Raw genomic sequence first — 15,219 nt, 5'->3', positions numbered from 1 at the left:
GCGTGCGCCGGGTCAGCGCGGGCGGGTCTCGTCGATGACTTCGAGGACCCTGCCGCCGAGCATCTTCTCGATCACCTCGCGGCCGTTCCGGGTCGCGACGACGGCGTCCTCGTCGTCCCGGGTCGCGCCGCCGGTCGGGTCCGGATCGGCCTCCGGTGCCTGATCCGTCTGGCCTCGCCCTCCTCGCAGGCGCTGGCCTGCGGTGCGGGACGCCATCGCGGCCTCGCGGACGAGCGCGGCACCGCTGCGCGGCGCGTCCGCCGCGGGCGGTGCGGCGGGTGCGGCGGTGGGAGCTGCGGCGGGCGGGGCCGACGGCGCCGCAGAGGCCGCCGGTGCTGATCCCGAGGCGGTGCCGGTGACCGACGCGGCGGCGCCCCAGGAGCTCGTCGCGCGTGCGGCGGCGGAGCCGTCGGCACCTTCCGGGGCGTCCTGGCCGGAGGGCTGGGCGCCGTCGCTGTGCGGGACGGCGCGGCCGAGCCCGGCCGGCGGGGCGGTGTCGGGTGAGGTGGGTGAGGCGACCTCGGGGGCCGCGGTGAACTCACGCGGCATGTCACCGCTCCGCGCCACGTCCTCCGGCTCCTGGACCGGGGCCTCGCCCGGCACCGGGGCGGAGGCGTCCGCCCCCTGTGCGAGGTGCGCGGCGGGCAGCGAGCGGACCACGCGACCCTCCGCCAGGGCACGCTTGAGCGCGTTCTGGCCGAAGGTGCGGGGCTCGTCCGCCGGCAGCCTGTCGCGTCCCTCGTCCTCGACCTCGGGCGGCGGCCCGGCCGTCGCGGAGCCCGGCCGTGCCCCGCCAGGAGCATCGTCCGCTGCCGACTCCGTGGCCGCGGAGGCCCCGGACGCCGGCGGTGCCGACGGGACGGCCGCCGCGGCGGATCGGGCCGTGTCGGCGCGGGCGCCGGCTCCTGCGCCGCGGTCCTCGAGCACCTCCGACCAGCGGCCTCCGCCCTGCGCCGCGGCGGGCGGCTGGTGCTGTGCGGGCGGGCCGTACTCCTCAGGGTCCGGCGGGTAGGGGTCGTCGGGCTCCGGCGGGAAGTCGTAGGCCGGGGCGTAGGAGGGTCCGGCCGGAGCGTTCCTCGCGGCGCGCGCAGCGGCGGCCATCGCGCGTTCCGAGGCGCGCTGGCCGACGGACGTGGGCTCCTGCCGCTCGGGACCGTCGCCGCCGACGGGCGCCGCCGACGGGGCGGCCGACTGGGCGGTCGACGCCGCCGAGGACGCTGCCGACGGGGCTGCGGAGCCCGGCGCGGACGGTGCGGCGGCGGGCGCGGACTCGCGCGGCGCCATCGCGGAGGCGGCGTCTCCCCACGACGCTCCCCCGTTCCGCGGAGCCTGGCGGCCGGACGGGTCCTCCGCGTTCGGACCGCCGGCGGCTCCGCCTCCTTGCCCACCCGGGCCGGGAGCGTTCTGCCCGACGGGACCCTGTCCGCGGGGAGCCCAGTCACCCGACCCGCCAGGACCGCCCGAGCCGCCCGGGCCGCTGTGGTCGGCCGGGCCGCCGGGGCCGGCGTTCCCCGGCCCGGCACCGCCAGGACCGTTCCCGCCCGGGCCTCGGCCGGCGGAGCCCGGCCCTGCGGGGCCGCCTCCGCCGGGGCCTGCACCACCGGGACCGGCGCTGCCGGGGCCGGGATCCTCCCCGACGACGGCATCGACCATGACGTCGATGTGCATGATGCGTCGGACGGCGTCGGCGAGGTTCTCCGCGGCCGTGCCGCGGCGGAAGGCGCTCACCAGACCCTCGGTGCGGAATCCGAGCACGAGGGTGCTGCCGTTCACGCCGTTGACATGCGCGTTCTGCGAGATCAGGGCCCAGCTGGGGCGGCGGATTTGCTGCAGCTCGTCAAGGATCGCGGACCAGTGCCCGCGCACCGCGTCGGCATCGAGCCCGCCGCCCGAGGCAGGGGCACCCTGCGGCGCCGCCGGAGCATTCTGCGGTGCGCCCGACTCGCCCTGCGGTGCGGGGCCCGCGCCATGGGGCGTGGACTGGTCACCCTGCGGTCCGGCCGGTCCACCCTGCGGACCTGTCGGTCCGCCCTGCGGAGCCGTCGGGGCGCCGGCGGATGCCGGGGCCGACGGTGCCGGAGCGCCCGGGCCGCCGGGCTCTCCCTGCCCGGCCTGCGGCTCTCGTCGCTCCTCGCCCGAGGCCTGGCCAGCACCCGCACCCGCACCAGCGAGCGCGCCCCAGGAGGAGTCCTGGGCGGGTGCCGTCTGCGTGGGCTCGCCCTGCGTGCTCCCGCCCTGTGCGGCGGCCGGGGCGTCCTGCGTCGGCGCGCTCTGCGTCGGGGCAGGCGGCGCACTGGGGGCGGCTGCGGGGGCGGGGCGCCCGCCGCCGCGTGCCTGACGGGCCGCCTCGGCGCGCTCCTGGGCGATGCGTCGGGCCTCCTCGCGGCCTCCCCCGCCGCCGGTAGGCGCGGCACCGGAGCGGTCCTGCGCGCCGCGGCCTGCACCGGCGCCGCTCTGGGGCGCTCCGCCCTGCGGGGCCGGGGCGTCGGCCGCGGCGAGCGCCGCCCGCTCGTCCCGCAGCACCAGCCGGGCCGCGAGCAGCTCGAGGTGGAGACGGGGCGAGGTCGCGCCGCTCATGGTCGAGAGGGTCTCGTGGACCAGGTCGCCGCACTGCGAGAGATCGGCCGGGGCGAACTGCGCGGCCTGGCCCAGCATCCGCTCGAGCTCGCCGGCCGGGACCTGCGGGAGCAGATCGGCACCCTTGTCCGGCACGGCGGCGAGCACGATCAGGTCCCGCATCCGCTCCAGCAGGTCCTCGACGAAGCGGCGCGGCTCGTGGCCGGTGGCCAGCACGTGCTCGACCGCGGAGTAGAGCGCGGCCGCGTCCCGCTCGGCGATGGCGGTGACCGCCTGGTCGAGCAGGGCGGTGTCGGTGAAGCCGAGCAGCGCGATCGCGGTGGGGAAGTCCAGGCCGTCCTCGCCGGCGCCGGCCATCAGCTGGTCCAGCACGGACATCGAGTCACGGGCGGAGCCGCCGCCGGCGCGCACGACCAGCGGCATCACGCCCTCGCCGACCTGCACGTCCTCCGCGGCGCAGACCTCCTCGAGGTAGGGGCCCAGCACCTGCGGCGGGATGAGCCGGAAGGGGTAGTGGTGGGTGCGGGAGCGGATCGTGCCGATGACCTTGTCCGGCTCGGTGGTCGCGAAGACGAACTTCACATGGTCCGGCGGCTCCTCGACGAGCTTGAGCAGCGCGTTGAAGCCGGCGGAGGTGACCATGTGGGCCTCGTCGATGATGAACACCTTGAAGCGGTCCCGCACCGGGGCGAAGGATGCGCGCTCGCGCAGCTCGCGGGCATCGTCCACGCCGCCGTGGCTGGCCGCGTCGATCTCGACCACGTCGAGCGAGCCGGCGCCGCCGCGGGCGAGGTCGCGGCAGGAGTCGCAGGTCCCGCAGGGAGTGTCCGTCGGCCCCTGCTCGCAGTTCAGGCAGCGGGCGAGGATGCGGGCGGAGGTCGTCTTGCCGCAGCCGCGAGGCCCCGAGAAGAGGTAGGCATGCCCGACCCGGCCCGCGCGCAGCGCACGCCTCAGGGGCGTGGTGACGTGGTCCTGGCCGATCACCTCGGCGAAGGACTCCGGGCGGTAACGACGGTACAGAGCGGTGGCCACCCCGACAGGCTAGTCGAGGCCACCCACGCTCCCCCACCGTCACGAGGATCCTCGTGGAGAACCCCGCACTGTGGAGGAGACGTCACGGCTTCCCTCGTCGACGCCGGGCGGCGGTCACCTCGCGGAGACCTTCCAGCGCCGGCGACCGCCATCCGCCAGTACATCCGCCAGCACTCGTCGGTCATACGACGCGCGGCGGCGACATCCCGGCACAGCACAGCACGGGTACTCCAGAAAACTGCGTACATCACGTACGTCATGTACGTGCTTTTCCACAACAGACACCGCATGCGGAGCCGATACCGCCCAGATGTCCGAGACTCCCCCTCTGAGACACGACAGATACAGGGGATGAGCGGCATGGCAGAGAGTGCATGGGAAGCAGAGGTGGAGCTGTCGGAACGCATCGACGCGGCAGACGGGTCGAATCGGGAGGACACAGCGGACGAGCCGGATCGTGCCGACGAGACGAGCACGGCGGGCACTGGCCACGCGAGGTACGTGAGTGACGCGATCGGAACCCCGCTTGACGGGCCGGCGATGGGCCCGCCTGCACTGACCGCGATCGAGGCCGCGGTCACCACGAAGATCGTGACCGCCTCGGAGTTCCGCACGAGGCTGAGCGAGCTCCTCGAGCTCTCGCACCGTCAGCCCGTCACGGTGATGAGCCGCGGAGCACGAGCGCGCGGCGTGCTGGTGTCCGCCGACTTCTTCGACCGCGCCTGCACCGCTCTCGGGGACGAGCCGTACGCTCGGCCACCGCGCACCCGACTCGAGGAGATCATGGCGGAGAACAGGCAGTTCCTCGAGTTCCTCTGACCAGGTCGCCGGGCCTGCCTGCCCGGTCAGGACGGGAATCAGCTCTGCGTGCTGTGCTCGCCCGCGGAGCGGCCCTCGACCTCGACCTCCGACGGCGACGACCCCGAAGGCTCTGCGCCGTAGTCGCCGTCTGCGTCGTGCGCTCGGCTCCCCGGCGCGACGTCCGCGTCCGCGCTTCTCGGCGTCTCGGCATCCGCCCCGTCCGCGGCGTCCACATCCGCACCGCCCGCGGCGTCCACATCCGCACCGCCCGTCCTCGCGGCATATGCACCGGCGTCGTCGTCCGAGCCCGCGCCCTCGGCCGTCTCCGCCAGCCTCTCGCGGCGCGTGCGCAGGGCGCGGTGGGTCGCCGTGAACACGGCGATGACGACGATCACCGGCACCAGCACGTCCACCAGCCAGCCGGGCACGGAGAAGGGGAGGCCGACGTCCGGCAGCAGGTCCAGCAGCCAGCGCACGGCCTCGCCGATCGGGCGGAGGATCGCGGCGATCAGCTCCTGGATCGGACTCAGCAGGGCGTCGAGGAACTCCCGCACCGGACGCGTGACCTCTCCGATCCAGTCCCGGATCGGCTGGGTGGCCTGGGCGATCGCGTCGACGACGGGCCGGATCCGTGCCTCGACCCACTCCTTGACCGGGTCGAGCAGCCCGCTGAACAGCGCACCGAGGCCCAGCAGGGGGATGAGGAACTTCCCCGCCTTCGCCAGCGCCGCAATCAGCGCGTAGCGGGTGGGATGGGCGGTGCGCTTCTCATCGCGCAGGGCCGACGGGGACCCCTCGGTCGGGACGAGCAGGGTGGTGCGGAATCCGTGGCGCACCTCGACCTCGCCGGCGCCGCCGAGTCCTGCGGTGCGGATCGTGAGCACCTCGCAGTCCTTGACCTCGCCGTCCTCGCGACGACGGCGCACGGTGCAGCGCAGCGTGGAGAACCCCTCGTCGAGACCGAACTGCAGATCGTCGTCGGCCGCGTCGTCATCAGTCGCATCGTCGCGGGTCGCGTCGTCGCCGGTCGCGTCGCCGTCGCTCGCCTCGCGCTTCTCCCGGGCCTTCCGTGCCTTCTCCTCGACCTTGGGGTCGTGCTCGATCCCGTCGATGACCACGGTGAAGGAGGTGTCCAGCAGGCGATGGCGCACACGGACGAGATAGTCGTGGTCACCGGCACGGCCGCTGTACTCGACGTCGGCGGCGAAGCGGGTCGCCGGCTGCTCGCCGAAGGGGACGTCCCCCTCCTTGGCGGCGTCGGTCCTCTCGTCGCGCCGGTCGGCCGCGCCGTCGGCGCCGTCCGCCGTCCCGTCGGCCCCTTCGGCAGCTCCTTGCGTCCCTTCCGTCTCCTCGGTGATCCCGTCGGCGCCGCCCGCCGGACCGGCAGCACGCGTCAGCGCCTCGTCCGGGGAGGCGGGATCGGCGTGGTCCACAGGTGTGCGAGACATGGTTCCACCGTGCCAGGCCTGTTCGCGACAGACATCCTCCGCAGGTCGGTTCCCGCCTTCTCGAGGTCCTCCGATCGGCCGAGGACCGCACGGCTCCTGCCGGCCCGCCGTCGGCGGCGCTCCCTCCGGTCGGCCAGGCCCTCACGGCTCCGCCGCCGCGCCGTCCCAGGCACGCATCGCTCGACCCCTTCCCTCCTCCAGTGCCTGGCAGCAGCACACAACCCCATAGCTGCGCTAATGTGACCGCATAGCAATATTGTTGAACCTGGGAGCATGAGCGCGTAGCGTCCCGCTCGTGAGCACATCAACCACCTCCTCCTCGGCCTCGACGCGGTCGCGCAACCCGCTGACCGCGATCGCCCGCATCCCCTTCGGCTGGCAGGTCCTGATCGGCCTCGTCCTCGGCATCGTCCTCGGCCTCGTCGCCGCCCAGATGGGCCCGGTCGCCGAGACCGAGGCGAACCCCGACGGCGCCAACTGGCTGACCACCACGCTGGACACCATCGGCACGATCTTCGTGACGCTGCTGAAGGCGCTGGTCCCGCCGCTGATCTTCCTCGCGATCATCACCTCGATCGCCAACCTCCGCGGCGTCACCAACGCCGCGCGCCTGGCCGGCAAGACCCTGCTGTGGTTCGGGATCACCTCCCTGATCGCCGTGTCGATCGGCATCGCCCTCGGCGTGCTGACCACCCCCGGCGCGAACTCGCAGGTCTCCGCGGACTCCGCCGAGGCCTCCTCCACCCAGGGCGGCTGGCTCGACTTCCTCACGGGCCTCGTCCCCTCGAACTTCCTGGGCATCACCGGCTCGGCCGGTGACGACGGCTCCGTCTCCCTGAGCTTCAACGCCCTGCAGATCCTCGTCATCTCGATCGCCGTCGGCATCGCCGTGCTCTCCGTCGGCGAGAAGGCCGAGCCCTTCCTGAAGGTCACCGGCTCCGCGCTGGAGATCGTCCAGAAGCTGCTGTGGTGGGTCATCCGCCTCGCCCCGATCGGCACCATCGGCCTGCTCGGCAACGCCGTGGCCTCCTACGGCTGGGACGCGATCGGCCAGCTCGGCGTGTTCACCCTCGACGTCTACGTGGGCATGCTGATCGTGTTGCTGGTCGTCTACCCGATCCTGCTGAAGGTCAACGGCCTGTCCATCGGCTCCTTCTTCCGCGGCGTGTGGCCGGCGACCTCGCTGGGCTTCGTCTCCCGCTCCTCGCTGGGCACCATGCCGATGACCCAGACCGTCACCGAGCGCATGGGCGTCCCGCGCCACTACGCCTCCTTCGCGATCCCGCTGGGCGCGACCACGAAGATGGACGGCTGCGCCGCGATCTACCCCTCGCTCGCCGCGATCTTCGTCGCGAACTTCTACGGCGTGCCGCTGGGCGTGACCGACTACCTGCTGATCGTGCTCGTCTCCGTGCTCGGTTCCGCCGCGACCGCGGGCATGACCGGCGCGACCGTGATGCTCACCCTGACCCTCTCCACCCTGGGCCTCCCGCTCGAGGGCGTGGGCCTGCTGCTCGCGATCGACCCGATCCTCGACATGGGCCGCACCGCCCTGAACGTCACCGGGCAGTCGCTCGTCGGCGTGATCGTCGCCAAGCGCGAGAAGATCCTGGACCAGGACGCCTACGACGCCGCGGCCCGCACCTCCTTCCAGGCCATCCAGGCCGAGCAGAAGGCGGAGGCCGACGAGGCCGACGCCGCGGAGCGCGCGGAGTCCGACGACGCCACCGCCGCGTCGACGGATGCCTCCGAGGCGACCGACGCCCACGAGGCGGCCGGCACCCGCGCCTGACCCGGCCAGCACCTGCGCCGCCGGCACCGCCGGCGCACAATTCCGAGTCCCTGGCGTGACCTCGACCCCGTACAGCGGGTGAGGTCACGCCAGGGACTCGTCTGTTGTCAGCCGCGGGTGCCGGTGGGCGCCGAGGAGCGCCGGCGTGAGCCGCATCCGACGGTGATGCCCTGCCCCTCGACGGAGGGACAGGGCATCACCGGTTCTCGGGCGGGCGTTCAGGCCCGGCGGCGCCGGACCAGAGCGATCCCGGCACCGGTGAGGGCCAGGGCGAGGGCGGCGAGTCCCGCCGCCTCCACGCCCGTGCGGGCGAGCGATCCGGTGCTCACGGCACCGTCCTGGGCCGGCCCTTCACCGGCCCCGTCCGCGGTGCTGCCGGACCCGGTCGCACCGGAGCCGTCGGCCGCCGCCGAGCCCTCGGAACCGGCCGCACCGGAGTCAGCGCTGCCGGGCTCGGACGCATCGGATCCCGTCGCATCGGACCCGGTCGCGCCCGAGGGGTTCGCGTCGGACCCCGCGGCACCGTCCGCGCCGCCGCTCCCGCCGGAGCCGTCACCGGCGCCCGACCCGTCGGAGCCGCCGTTCCTGTCGGAGCCGCCGTTCCCGTCGTGGCCCTCCGAGCCGCCCACGCTCCCGGAGCCGTCACCGGCACCCGGGGCCTGGCCGCCGCCACCCGGCTCGCCGGAGCCGCCATCGTTGCCCGAGCCGCCCTCACTGCCGGAGCCGCCGTCGGACCCGTCCCCGCCGTCGCCGGGCGTGCCGCCCTCGCAGCCAGCCGCGTCGCCGGTCAGCGTCAGCTCTCGCACCTCGGATTGGGCCACGCCGCCGTGGGGGTCGGTCACACGCACGTACCAGGAGTGGGTCCCGGCACCCAGCACCGCGGAGTCCGCCTCGACGGTCTCGCCCGAGGCGACGTCCTGGACCTGGGCGAACTCCTCGGAGGAGAGCACGTCCGCGCGGAAGGCCTCGGTGGTCAGCTCCTTGTCGGCCGGGTCGATGCCGAGCTGCGCGTAGGAGACCTCGAAGTCCTGGTCCTCGGGGGTCAGGGTCGCGTCGTCGCTCGAGTACTGCTCGAGCGAGGGCGAGAAGGTACGCACGATCATCCGCTCGCCCTCGTTGTCGAAGTGCAGCAGGCGCAGGAAGCCCTGACCGCCCTCCGGCAGGCCCTGGTAGTCGAACAGCATCTGCGTGACCTCACGGTCCGCGGTGCCGTCACCGTCGTCGTCGAAGGAGTCCACGCGGGTGTGGGCGTCGTGGTAGTGCCCGCTCATCACCATGGACACGTTGGGGTTCGTGGCCACGACCTCGTCCTGGATCCGCTGCGGGATCGGGCCGAGACCGCCGGTGGTGAGCATGTACTCGTGGAGGTTGATGATCGCGGTGCGCTCCGGGTACTGGGCGAGCACCTCGTTCATCCAGTCGATCTCCGCATCGCCCGGCCCCCAGCCCTGGGAGACGACGATGAAGTCGACGCCGCCGGCGCTGAACAGGGTGTACGAGCCGCGGTTGTCCTCGTAGAACCCGCCGTACCAGGGCTTGTCCTCAAAGCGGTGCTTGCCGAAGTGCGTCGAGTACTCGGTGTAGTCGCCGTCCATGTGGCCGACGTCGTGGTTGCCGGCCAGCACGTTGTAGGGCAGGCCCGCCTCGTCGAGCTGGGCGTAGGCCGGGTTCGCGTTCGCCCACTGCTCGGGCTTGTCGGACTCGTCCACGATGTCGCCGGTGTGGAAGAGGTACTGCAGGTTCATCGGCTCGCGCTGCTCGAGCAGGAACTCGTGGATGTTCAGCTGGTGCTCGTAGAACTCCTCGTTGTAGTACTGGGTGTCGGACTCCCAGGCCAGCGTGAAGTCGTAGTCGGAGCGAGCGGTGGCCTCCGGATGGTGCGGGGCGACGGCGTCGCCGCGGGAGGAGAGGTCTTCCCCGGACCAGCCCACGGAGTGCTGGACGACGGCGCGCAGCTGACCGCCGGCGACGTGCCCGGCGGCGGGGACCACCTCGTCGAAGGCGACGGAGCCGTCCTCGGCGGCGAAGGCGTGGGCGACCTCGACGAGCTCGCCGCCGGCGGTCTCCTCGACCAGCAGCCGCACCCGTGCGCCGGGATCGGCGCTCCCCTCCCAGGTCACGTGCACCTCGGCGTCCTCTCCCGCCCCCTCGGGGACGTCGACGGCGAACTCGTGGAAGGGCAGGGCGTCCTTGGAGGCGGTGGTCTGCCCGCCGGTGAGGGCCTCGCCCTCGCGCTCGGCGGCGTCGGCGTCGCGCACCTCGCCGGCGGTGCCCGCGACGGTCCCGTCGGCGAGCGACGCGGAGGTGCCGGCGCGGAAGGAGACGTCCATCCGGTCGCCCGACGGGTCGGTGACGCGGGCGGCGAGATCGGGCGCCTCGCACACCGGCAGGGTCAGGCCGTCCTCGGTGAGGAGGGTCGCGGTCGGGTCCTCGACGGGGGTGGTGAAGGCGAGGGTGCGCGTCGCCTCGTTGCCGAGCTCGTCGGCCGCGGTGATCTTCAGGGTGTGCTCGCCCGGGTCGAGGGTGAGGGAGGAGAGCTCCTCGCCCGGCTGGACCTCTTCGCCGTCCAGCAGCACGGTGAGGGAGGCGAGGCCGCTGCCGGCATCCTCCGCGGTCACGTCCAGGGAGAAGCTGCCCTGGTAGTCGGCGCCGTCCTCGATCCCGGTGCTGATGGTCGGGGCGGTGTTGTCCACGAGCACGGTGCGCTCGACCCGGTTCCCGTCCCCGTCGGCGCCGACCAGCACGTGCTCGCCGTCGGCGACGGCGGTGGTGTCCCAGGCGACGGCGTGCGCGGTGAAGGCGTCCTCCGGGATCTCGAAGGCGGCGTCGTAGAGGTCGTGCTTGCCGGCCGAGTCGCCCATCGCGATGATCTCGGCGGGGTCGACCCCGTCGACAGGGCGGAGGGTGCGGCCGTCGGGCAGCATCAGGCGCAGGTTCCGGATCGAGAAGTCGTCGTTGTTCTCGTTCTCGTCGATGCCGGGATACGCCTTGGTGCCGGCGGCGACCGTCACCGTCAGCGGCTCGCCGCGCACCACGTGCTGCAGCGGCACCTCGGCGTCGTGGCCGACCCAGTTCGCGTAGGTGCCCTCGTCGAAGATCGAGATGATCTCGTCGCCCACCAGCACGCCGTTGCGGAAGAAGGTGTCGGTCTGGGAGACGTCCATCGCGAAGACCGGTGCGGCCTCGAGCGCGGGGACGACGTCGCTGCGCTCGGTCCCGTCGATGCTCACCGTCGTCTCGGCCGGGTACTGGTCCCCGGCCACCGACACGGAGGCGGTGCCGGAGACGTACTGCCCCTCGGCGAGGTTCATGCGCAGCGGGGCCGCGTCCACGCCGGTCAGCGCCACGCGGGTGGGCTCGGTGCGGGTCTCGTTCGTGCCGTCGGAGGCGACGACGTAGTACTCGAACCAGCGCTTGCCGGTGAGGTCCGCGGCGGGGATGGCGTGGTCGAAGCGGTCGCCCTCGGTGCGGCGCACGGTGATCGGGGTGAACTCGTCCTCGGCGCTGGAGCGGAGGTGGAGGGTGACGGTGCGGGCCTGCACGTCGTCGGTGACCTCGTGGCTGATCACGGCATCGGCCGACGGGTCCAGCTCCGCGGGGCTGAGGTCGCGGACCACGGGGGCCTGCTCGTCGGCAGGGACGTCGACGAGCTCTGCCGGCACCTGGGAGGGGTCGACCGCGCCGGGGGTGGCGGGGGCGAGGCCGGTCCTCGCCGCACGGGAGAAGTCGGGCTGCTCGCCGTCGGCGCCGTCGCCGGTGCGGTACTGGATGCCCTGGTCGGGCTGGGTGTCGTCGGCGCCGGAGAGGTTGTAGAAGGCGCGGTGGACGCTGTCGCCGGCGCGGGTGCGGATCTCGAGCCCGCGCCCGGAGCCGTTGGCCATCCCGGCGGTGGGGGTCTCGACGAGATGCAGGGAGGAGGGGTCCACGCCGTAGTTCGCGGCGAAGTCCTCGGCGGTGGCGGCGTCGTTGGCGCCGTTGCGCACCCAGATCACCAGGGTGCCGCCGGGCTCGATCACGGCGTCCGACGGGCTGAGCGGCCAGTCCGCGGCGTTGGTGATCGACTCGCCGTCGGCGGTGTAGAGGTAGCGCAGCTCGTAGTCCGCCATCGAGATCGGGGCGGTGGTCGCGTTGTACAGCTCGATGAACTCGTAGCCGTCGGCGCTGTCGATGTTGGTGGAGTCGGGGACCAGCTCGGTGATCTGCAGGTGGCCGACGAGGGAGTCGGCGGGCGGAGCGGCCGGCGGAGCCGCGGGCTCGGCGGGCTCCTCCGGCTGCTCGGGCTCGGCGGGCGTGAGCTGGGCGTCCTCGGCGGTGCCCGGGGTGGGCGCGGCGGCGCTCGCGAACAGGGTCGCGGAGAGCGAGTCGGCGGCGGGGAGCGCGAAGTGGGCGCTGAGGTCCTGGCCGACGGAGCCGGCGGGGTAGAAGCTCCGCGAGACCTCGGCGCCGGCGCCGTCGAGCACCCGCACGCCGCGGCCGCCGCCGTTGGCCATGCCGGGCTGGCCGGTCACGCGCACGACGGCGACGTCCTCGGCGGCGCCCCAGCGGGCGCGGAACTCCTCCACGGTGCGGGCGAAGGAGTCCAGGTCCTTCGCCTCGTAGCTCAGCCACAGCACGAGCGAGTCGCCGGGGGCGATCTCGACCGTCTCCTCGAGGGCGAGCGGGACGTCGCGGGACGTGTCGGCGCTGTCGGCGTAGATGTAGCTCAGCGAGTGGCCGTCCTCGCCGCCGACGACGACCGGCTCGGTCGAGGTGTTGGTCAGCTCGAGGAACTCGAACTCGTCGGCCCCGACGGTGTCCGGTGCGATCTCGGTGACCAGCAGCGAGCCGCCAGGGGCAGGGGCGGCCTGCGCGGCAGGGACCGTGCTGCCGGCGAGGACGCCGAGCGGTCCGGTCAGCGGCAGGGCGGCGGGGCCGAGGGCGAGGGCGGTGCCGGCGAGCAGGGCGATGCCGGCGCGGCGCAGCGGGACGCCGCGGCAGGGCGCCGTGCCGTCGGTCGTCGCGGAGCGAGGACCGGGGCGAGGGGATCGTCGCAGGGACGGGGAGGGGCGAGTGGTCATGATGTCCGTTCAGGTCGCGCGGAGCAGAATGTGGGAGCGCTCCCATGGGTACGGGGCGAAGGCGAACGGCGCATGACGCGAGGGTGTCCCGGACCCGGCGCGACCGTTGCGGACCGGTCTCGATCCGGTCACCGGTGACTCCTCGCACCCCGCCTGCCCCCGCCCTGGTCACGCCCGCGCGTCCCGCGTAGGATCGATGCGTTCCCCACCCGCTCCGGCGGGTTCCCGGGTGCATCTACCTCGGGTCCACGACGTGGATCGTCCAAGGCGGCACCACCGTCATGGAGGTTCGATGACCACGCCGCACACCGCCCCGCAGCCCCGCGCCGACGACGCACAGCCCGTCGACGGCCCGACGCGAGGCACCCCCGCCCCCACCACTCTGCGCCGCGAGGCGGGCACCGCCTACTTCCCCATCGCCTTCATCGCCCGCTTCCCCTTCGCGATGATGATCGTGGGCACCCTGACCCTGGTCGTCGCCGCCCGCGACTCGATCGCGCTCGGCGGGCTGAACTCGGCCGTGCTCGGCCTCGGCTCCGCGCTGGTGGGCCCGCTGCTCGGCGCCGCCGCGGACCGCTTCGGCCAGCGCCGCGTGATCCTCGTGGCCGGGATCGTGAACTCGCTGGCGCTGATGGGCCTGGCCTGGGTGGCCTTCAGCCCGCTGCCCGATGTCGCGGTGCTCGCCGTCGGTTTCGTGATCGGCGCGTCCTCCCCGCAGATCGGCCCGTTCTCGCGCACCCGCCTGGTGCACCTGATCCTCACCCGCCTGCCCGTCGCGCGCCGGTCGAAGAGCCTCAACGCCACGATGGGCTACGAGTCCGCGGCCGACGAGACTGCCTTCGTGTTCGGCCCCGTGGTGGTGGGCCTGCTGGCCACGACGATGTCCCCCGCGGCGCCGATGATCGGCGCGGCCCTGCTGACCCTCGTGTTCGTCACCGCCTTCGCGCTGCATCCCACCGCGCGCGCCTCCGCGCCCAGCAGCGAGTCGCCGACCGAGCAGGCGCCCGCCGCGGAGCTCCGCACCGCGCGGGTGCTCGTCCTGGTCGCCGGGGCGCTCGGCGTCGGCCTGTTCTTCGGCACGGTGCTGACCTCGCTGACGGCTTTCCTCGACACCCGCGGCGCGGGCGACTCCGCCGGTCTGGTGTACGGGGTGATGGGCGTCGGCTCGACGATCCTGGCGCTGTCGATCTCGCTGTTCCCGGAGGGGTTCCGCCGCTCCCCCCGCTGGCTGGTGTTCTCCGCGCTGATGCTCGCCTCGATGGTCGCCTTCGGGCTCGCCGGCGGGCTGTGGGGCCTGGTCGGGGCGATGGCCGTGGCGGGCATCGGCATCGGGCCGACGATCGTGACGATCTACAGCCTCGCCGCGGACCGTGCCCCGCAGGGCCGCTCGGCGACGCTGATGTCGATGCTCGGCTCGGCCACGATCGTCGGCCAGTCCGCGACCTCGGCGCTGACCGGCGCAGTCGCGGACGGCGTCGGGGCCGAGGCCGCGATGTGGCTGCCCACCGGAGCGGCGGCGTTCGTGGTCCTCGCCGCGCTGGTCAACGCCGCGCTCGGCGATCCCCGGGCCGCGACCCCGTCGGTCCCGACCGTGGAGGAGCGGGCGAGCACCCTGGAGGAGCTCCCGGCCGAGCACCTGTGAGCGGGTGCCCGGGGCTCACCGCACCGGCAGGCCGGCCTCGGACACCGCTCCGGGCGTCGTCGCGCGGCGCCTGGTGCCGAGGTGCAGCACGGCCGCGGCGACCGCGAGCCACAGAGCCCACGAGCTCAGGTCCAGCAGCCAGGCGGTCTCGGGTTCGAGCGCGCCGAGCACGTTCTGCTCGATCGCGACGCGAGCGCTGTTGAGCAGACCGTGGCCGAGCACGGCAGCCCAGGCGGTGCCGGAGATCTCGCGCAGCGCGGACAGCAGCGGTGCGACGGCGACGATGGTGCCCAGATAGGAGATCGCCTCGCGCGGCGCGAGGCCAAGGGCGAGCACGATCGGCGCATGCCACACCGCCCACATCACCCCGACGAGCAGGGACATCGGCCAGAAGCCGAGCGGGCGGAGCTCGCCGTGCAGCCAGCCCCGCCACCCCGCCTCCTCGCCGATCGCGAACAACGACTGCATCACCAGCACGGCCGGCACGGCGAGGAGCAGGGACGACAGCGGGAGGGCATCGGCCGACGGCGGCGCCCCGGCGCCGAGCCCGATCAGCACCCTGGCCAGCGGCACCATGACGAATGCTGCGATCGCGGCGAGGGCGGCGATCCCGAGCGCCCGCCAGGACGGGACGCCGAGCGCGAGGGCGCGCCACCACGGCGCTCCGCGTCGACGCACCAGCAGGGCGGCCAGCAGCGGGGAGAGCTGCGCGAGCGGCACGGCGAGGCCGACGGCCTCCGGCGGCAGGGCCCCGAACGCGAAGGGCAGGGAGAGGGCGGTCGAGACGGCGAGCGCAATGCCGAGGAAGGCGAGCACGCGGCGCAGCGAGTGGGCGAGGACGGACTGGGCGACTGCCGGGGGCGTCGACAT

7 protein-coding genes are annotated in these 15,219 nt (G+C 73.9%); 3 read left to right on the top strand and 4 right to left on the bottom strand.

Annotation, left to right across the window (positions count from 1 at the left end; genetic code table 11):
- Positions 1 to 12: 12 nt before the first annotated feature.
- Entirely contained in the window at positions 13 to 3,609 is a 3,597-nt protein-coding gene (locus tag A4A78_RS04845; protein ID WP_062947239.1) for a DNA polymerase III subunit gamma and tau, read from the bottom strand.
- Between the two features lie 540 nt (positions 3,610 to 4,149).
- On the opposite strand from A4A78_RS04845, the gene A4A78_RS17750 reads away from it, so the two are divergent.
- Positions 4,150 to 4,428, top strand: a complete 279-nt coding sequence (locus tag A4A78_RS17750; RefSeq protein WP_156488554.1) for a type II toxin-antitoxin system prevent-host-death family antitoxin — start codon at positions 4,150 to 4,152, stop codon at positions 4,426 to 4,428.
- Between the two features lie 38 nt (positions 4,429 to 4,466).
- Here the strand turns inward: A4A78_RS17750 and A4A78_RS04835 are convergent, their stop codons facing one another.
- Entirely contained in the window at positions 4,467 to 5,858 is a 1,392-nt protein-coding gene (locus A4A78_RS04835) for a hypothetical protein (protein WP_231880839.1), read from the bottom strand.
- A 295-nt stretch (positions 5,859 to 6,153) separates the two neighbouring features.
- Here A4A78_RS04835 and A4A78_RS04830 point away from each other — a divergent pair, with 295 nt between their 5' ends.
- On the top strand, positions 6,154 to 7,650 hold the full coding sequence (locus A4A78_RS04830; protein WP_062947236.1) for a dicarboxylate/amino acid:cation symporter: 1,497 nt from the start codon (positions 6,154 to 6,156) through the stop codon (positions 7,648 to 7,650).
- Positions 7,651 to 7,868: 218 nt separating this feature from the next.
- On the opposite strand, the gene A4A78_RS04825 is transcribed toward A4A78_RS04830, so the two are convergent.
- Entirely contained in the window at positions 7,869 to 12,707 is a 4,839-nt protein-coding gene (locus A4A78_RS04825) for a lamin tail domain-containing protein (RefSeq protein WP_062947235.1), read from the bottom strand.
- 292 nt (positions 12,708 to 12,999) lie between these two features.
- Between A4A78_RS04825 and A4A78_RS04820 the strand changes: the two genes are divergently transcribed.
- The gene (locus tag A4A78_RS04820) at positions 13,000 to 14,349 is read left to right on the top strand and encodes an MFS transporter (protein ID WP_082835186.1); all 1,350 of its coding nucleotides are present in this window, start codon (positions 13,000 to 13,002) and stop codon (positions 14,347 to 14,349) included.
- A gap of 15 nt (positions 14,350 to 14,364) precedes the next feature.
- On the opposite strand, the gene A4A78_RS04815 is transcribed toward A4A78_RS04820, so the two are convergent.
- Positions 14,365 to 15,219: a CPBP family intramembrane glutamic endopeptidase gene (locus tag A4A78_RS04815; RefSeq protein ID WP_062947234.1), complete on the bottom strand. Its 855-nt coding sequence runs from the start codon at positions 15,217 to 15,219 to the stop codon at positions 14,365 to 14,367.

The organism is Brachybacterium sp. sponge, assembly GCF_001613775.1.
In the GTDB taxonomy this organism is placed as follows: domain Bacteria; phylum Actinomycetota; class Actinomycetes; order Actinomycetales; family Dermabacteraceae; genus Brachybacterium; species Brachybacterium conglomeratum.
The sequence above is the reverse complement of the archived record's forward strand: the minus strand, read 5'-3'. Positions and strand labels throughout refer to the sequence as shown.

Excerpts from the sequence above, each read along its gene's own strand:
- A4A78_RS17750 (WP_156488554.1), top strand. The coding sequence starts at position 4,150 with ATGGGCCCGCCTGCACTGACCGCGATCGAGGCCGCGGTCACCACGAAG.
- A4A78_RS04835 (WP_231880839.1), bottom strand. The coding sequence starts at position 5,858 with ATGTCTCGCACACCTGTGGACCACGCCGATCCCGCCTCCCCGGACGAG.
- A4A78_RS04825 (WP_062947235.1), bottom strand. The coding sequence starts at position 12,707 with ATGACCACTCGCCCCTCCCCGTCCCTGCGACGATCCCCTCGCCCCGGT.
- A4A78_RS04815 (WP_062947234.1), bottom strand. The coding sequence starts at position 15,219 with ATGTCGACGCCCCCGGCAGTCGCCCAGTCCGTCCTCGCCCACTCGCTG.
- A4A78_RS04820 (WP_082835186.1), top strand. The coding sequence starts at position 13,000 with ATGACCACGCCGCACACCGCCCCGCAGCCCCGCGCCGACGACGCACAG.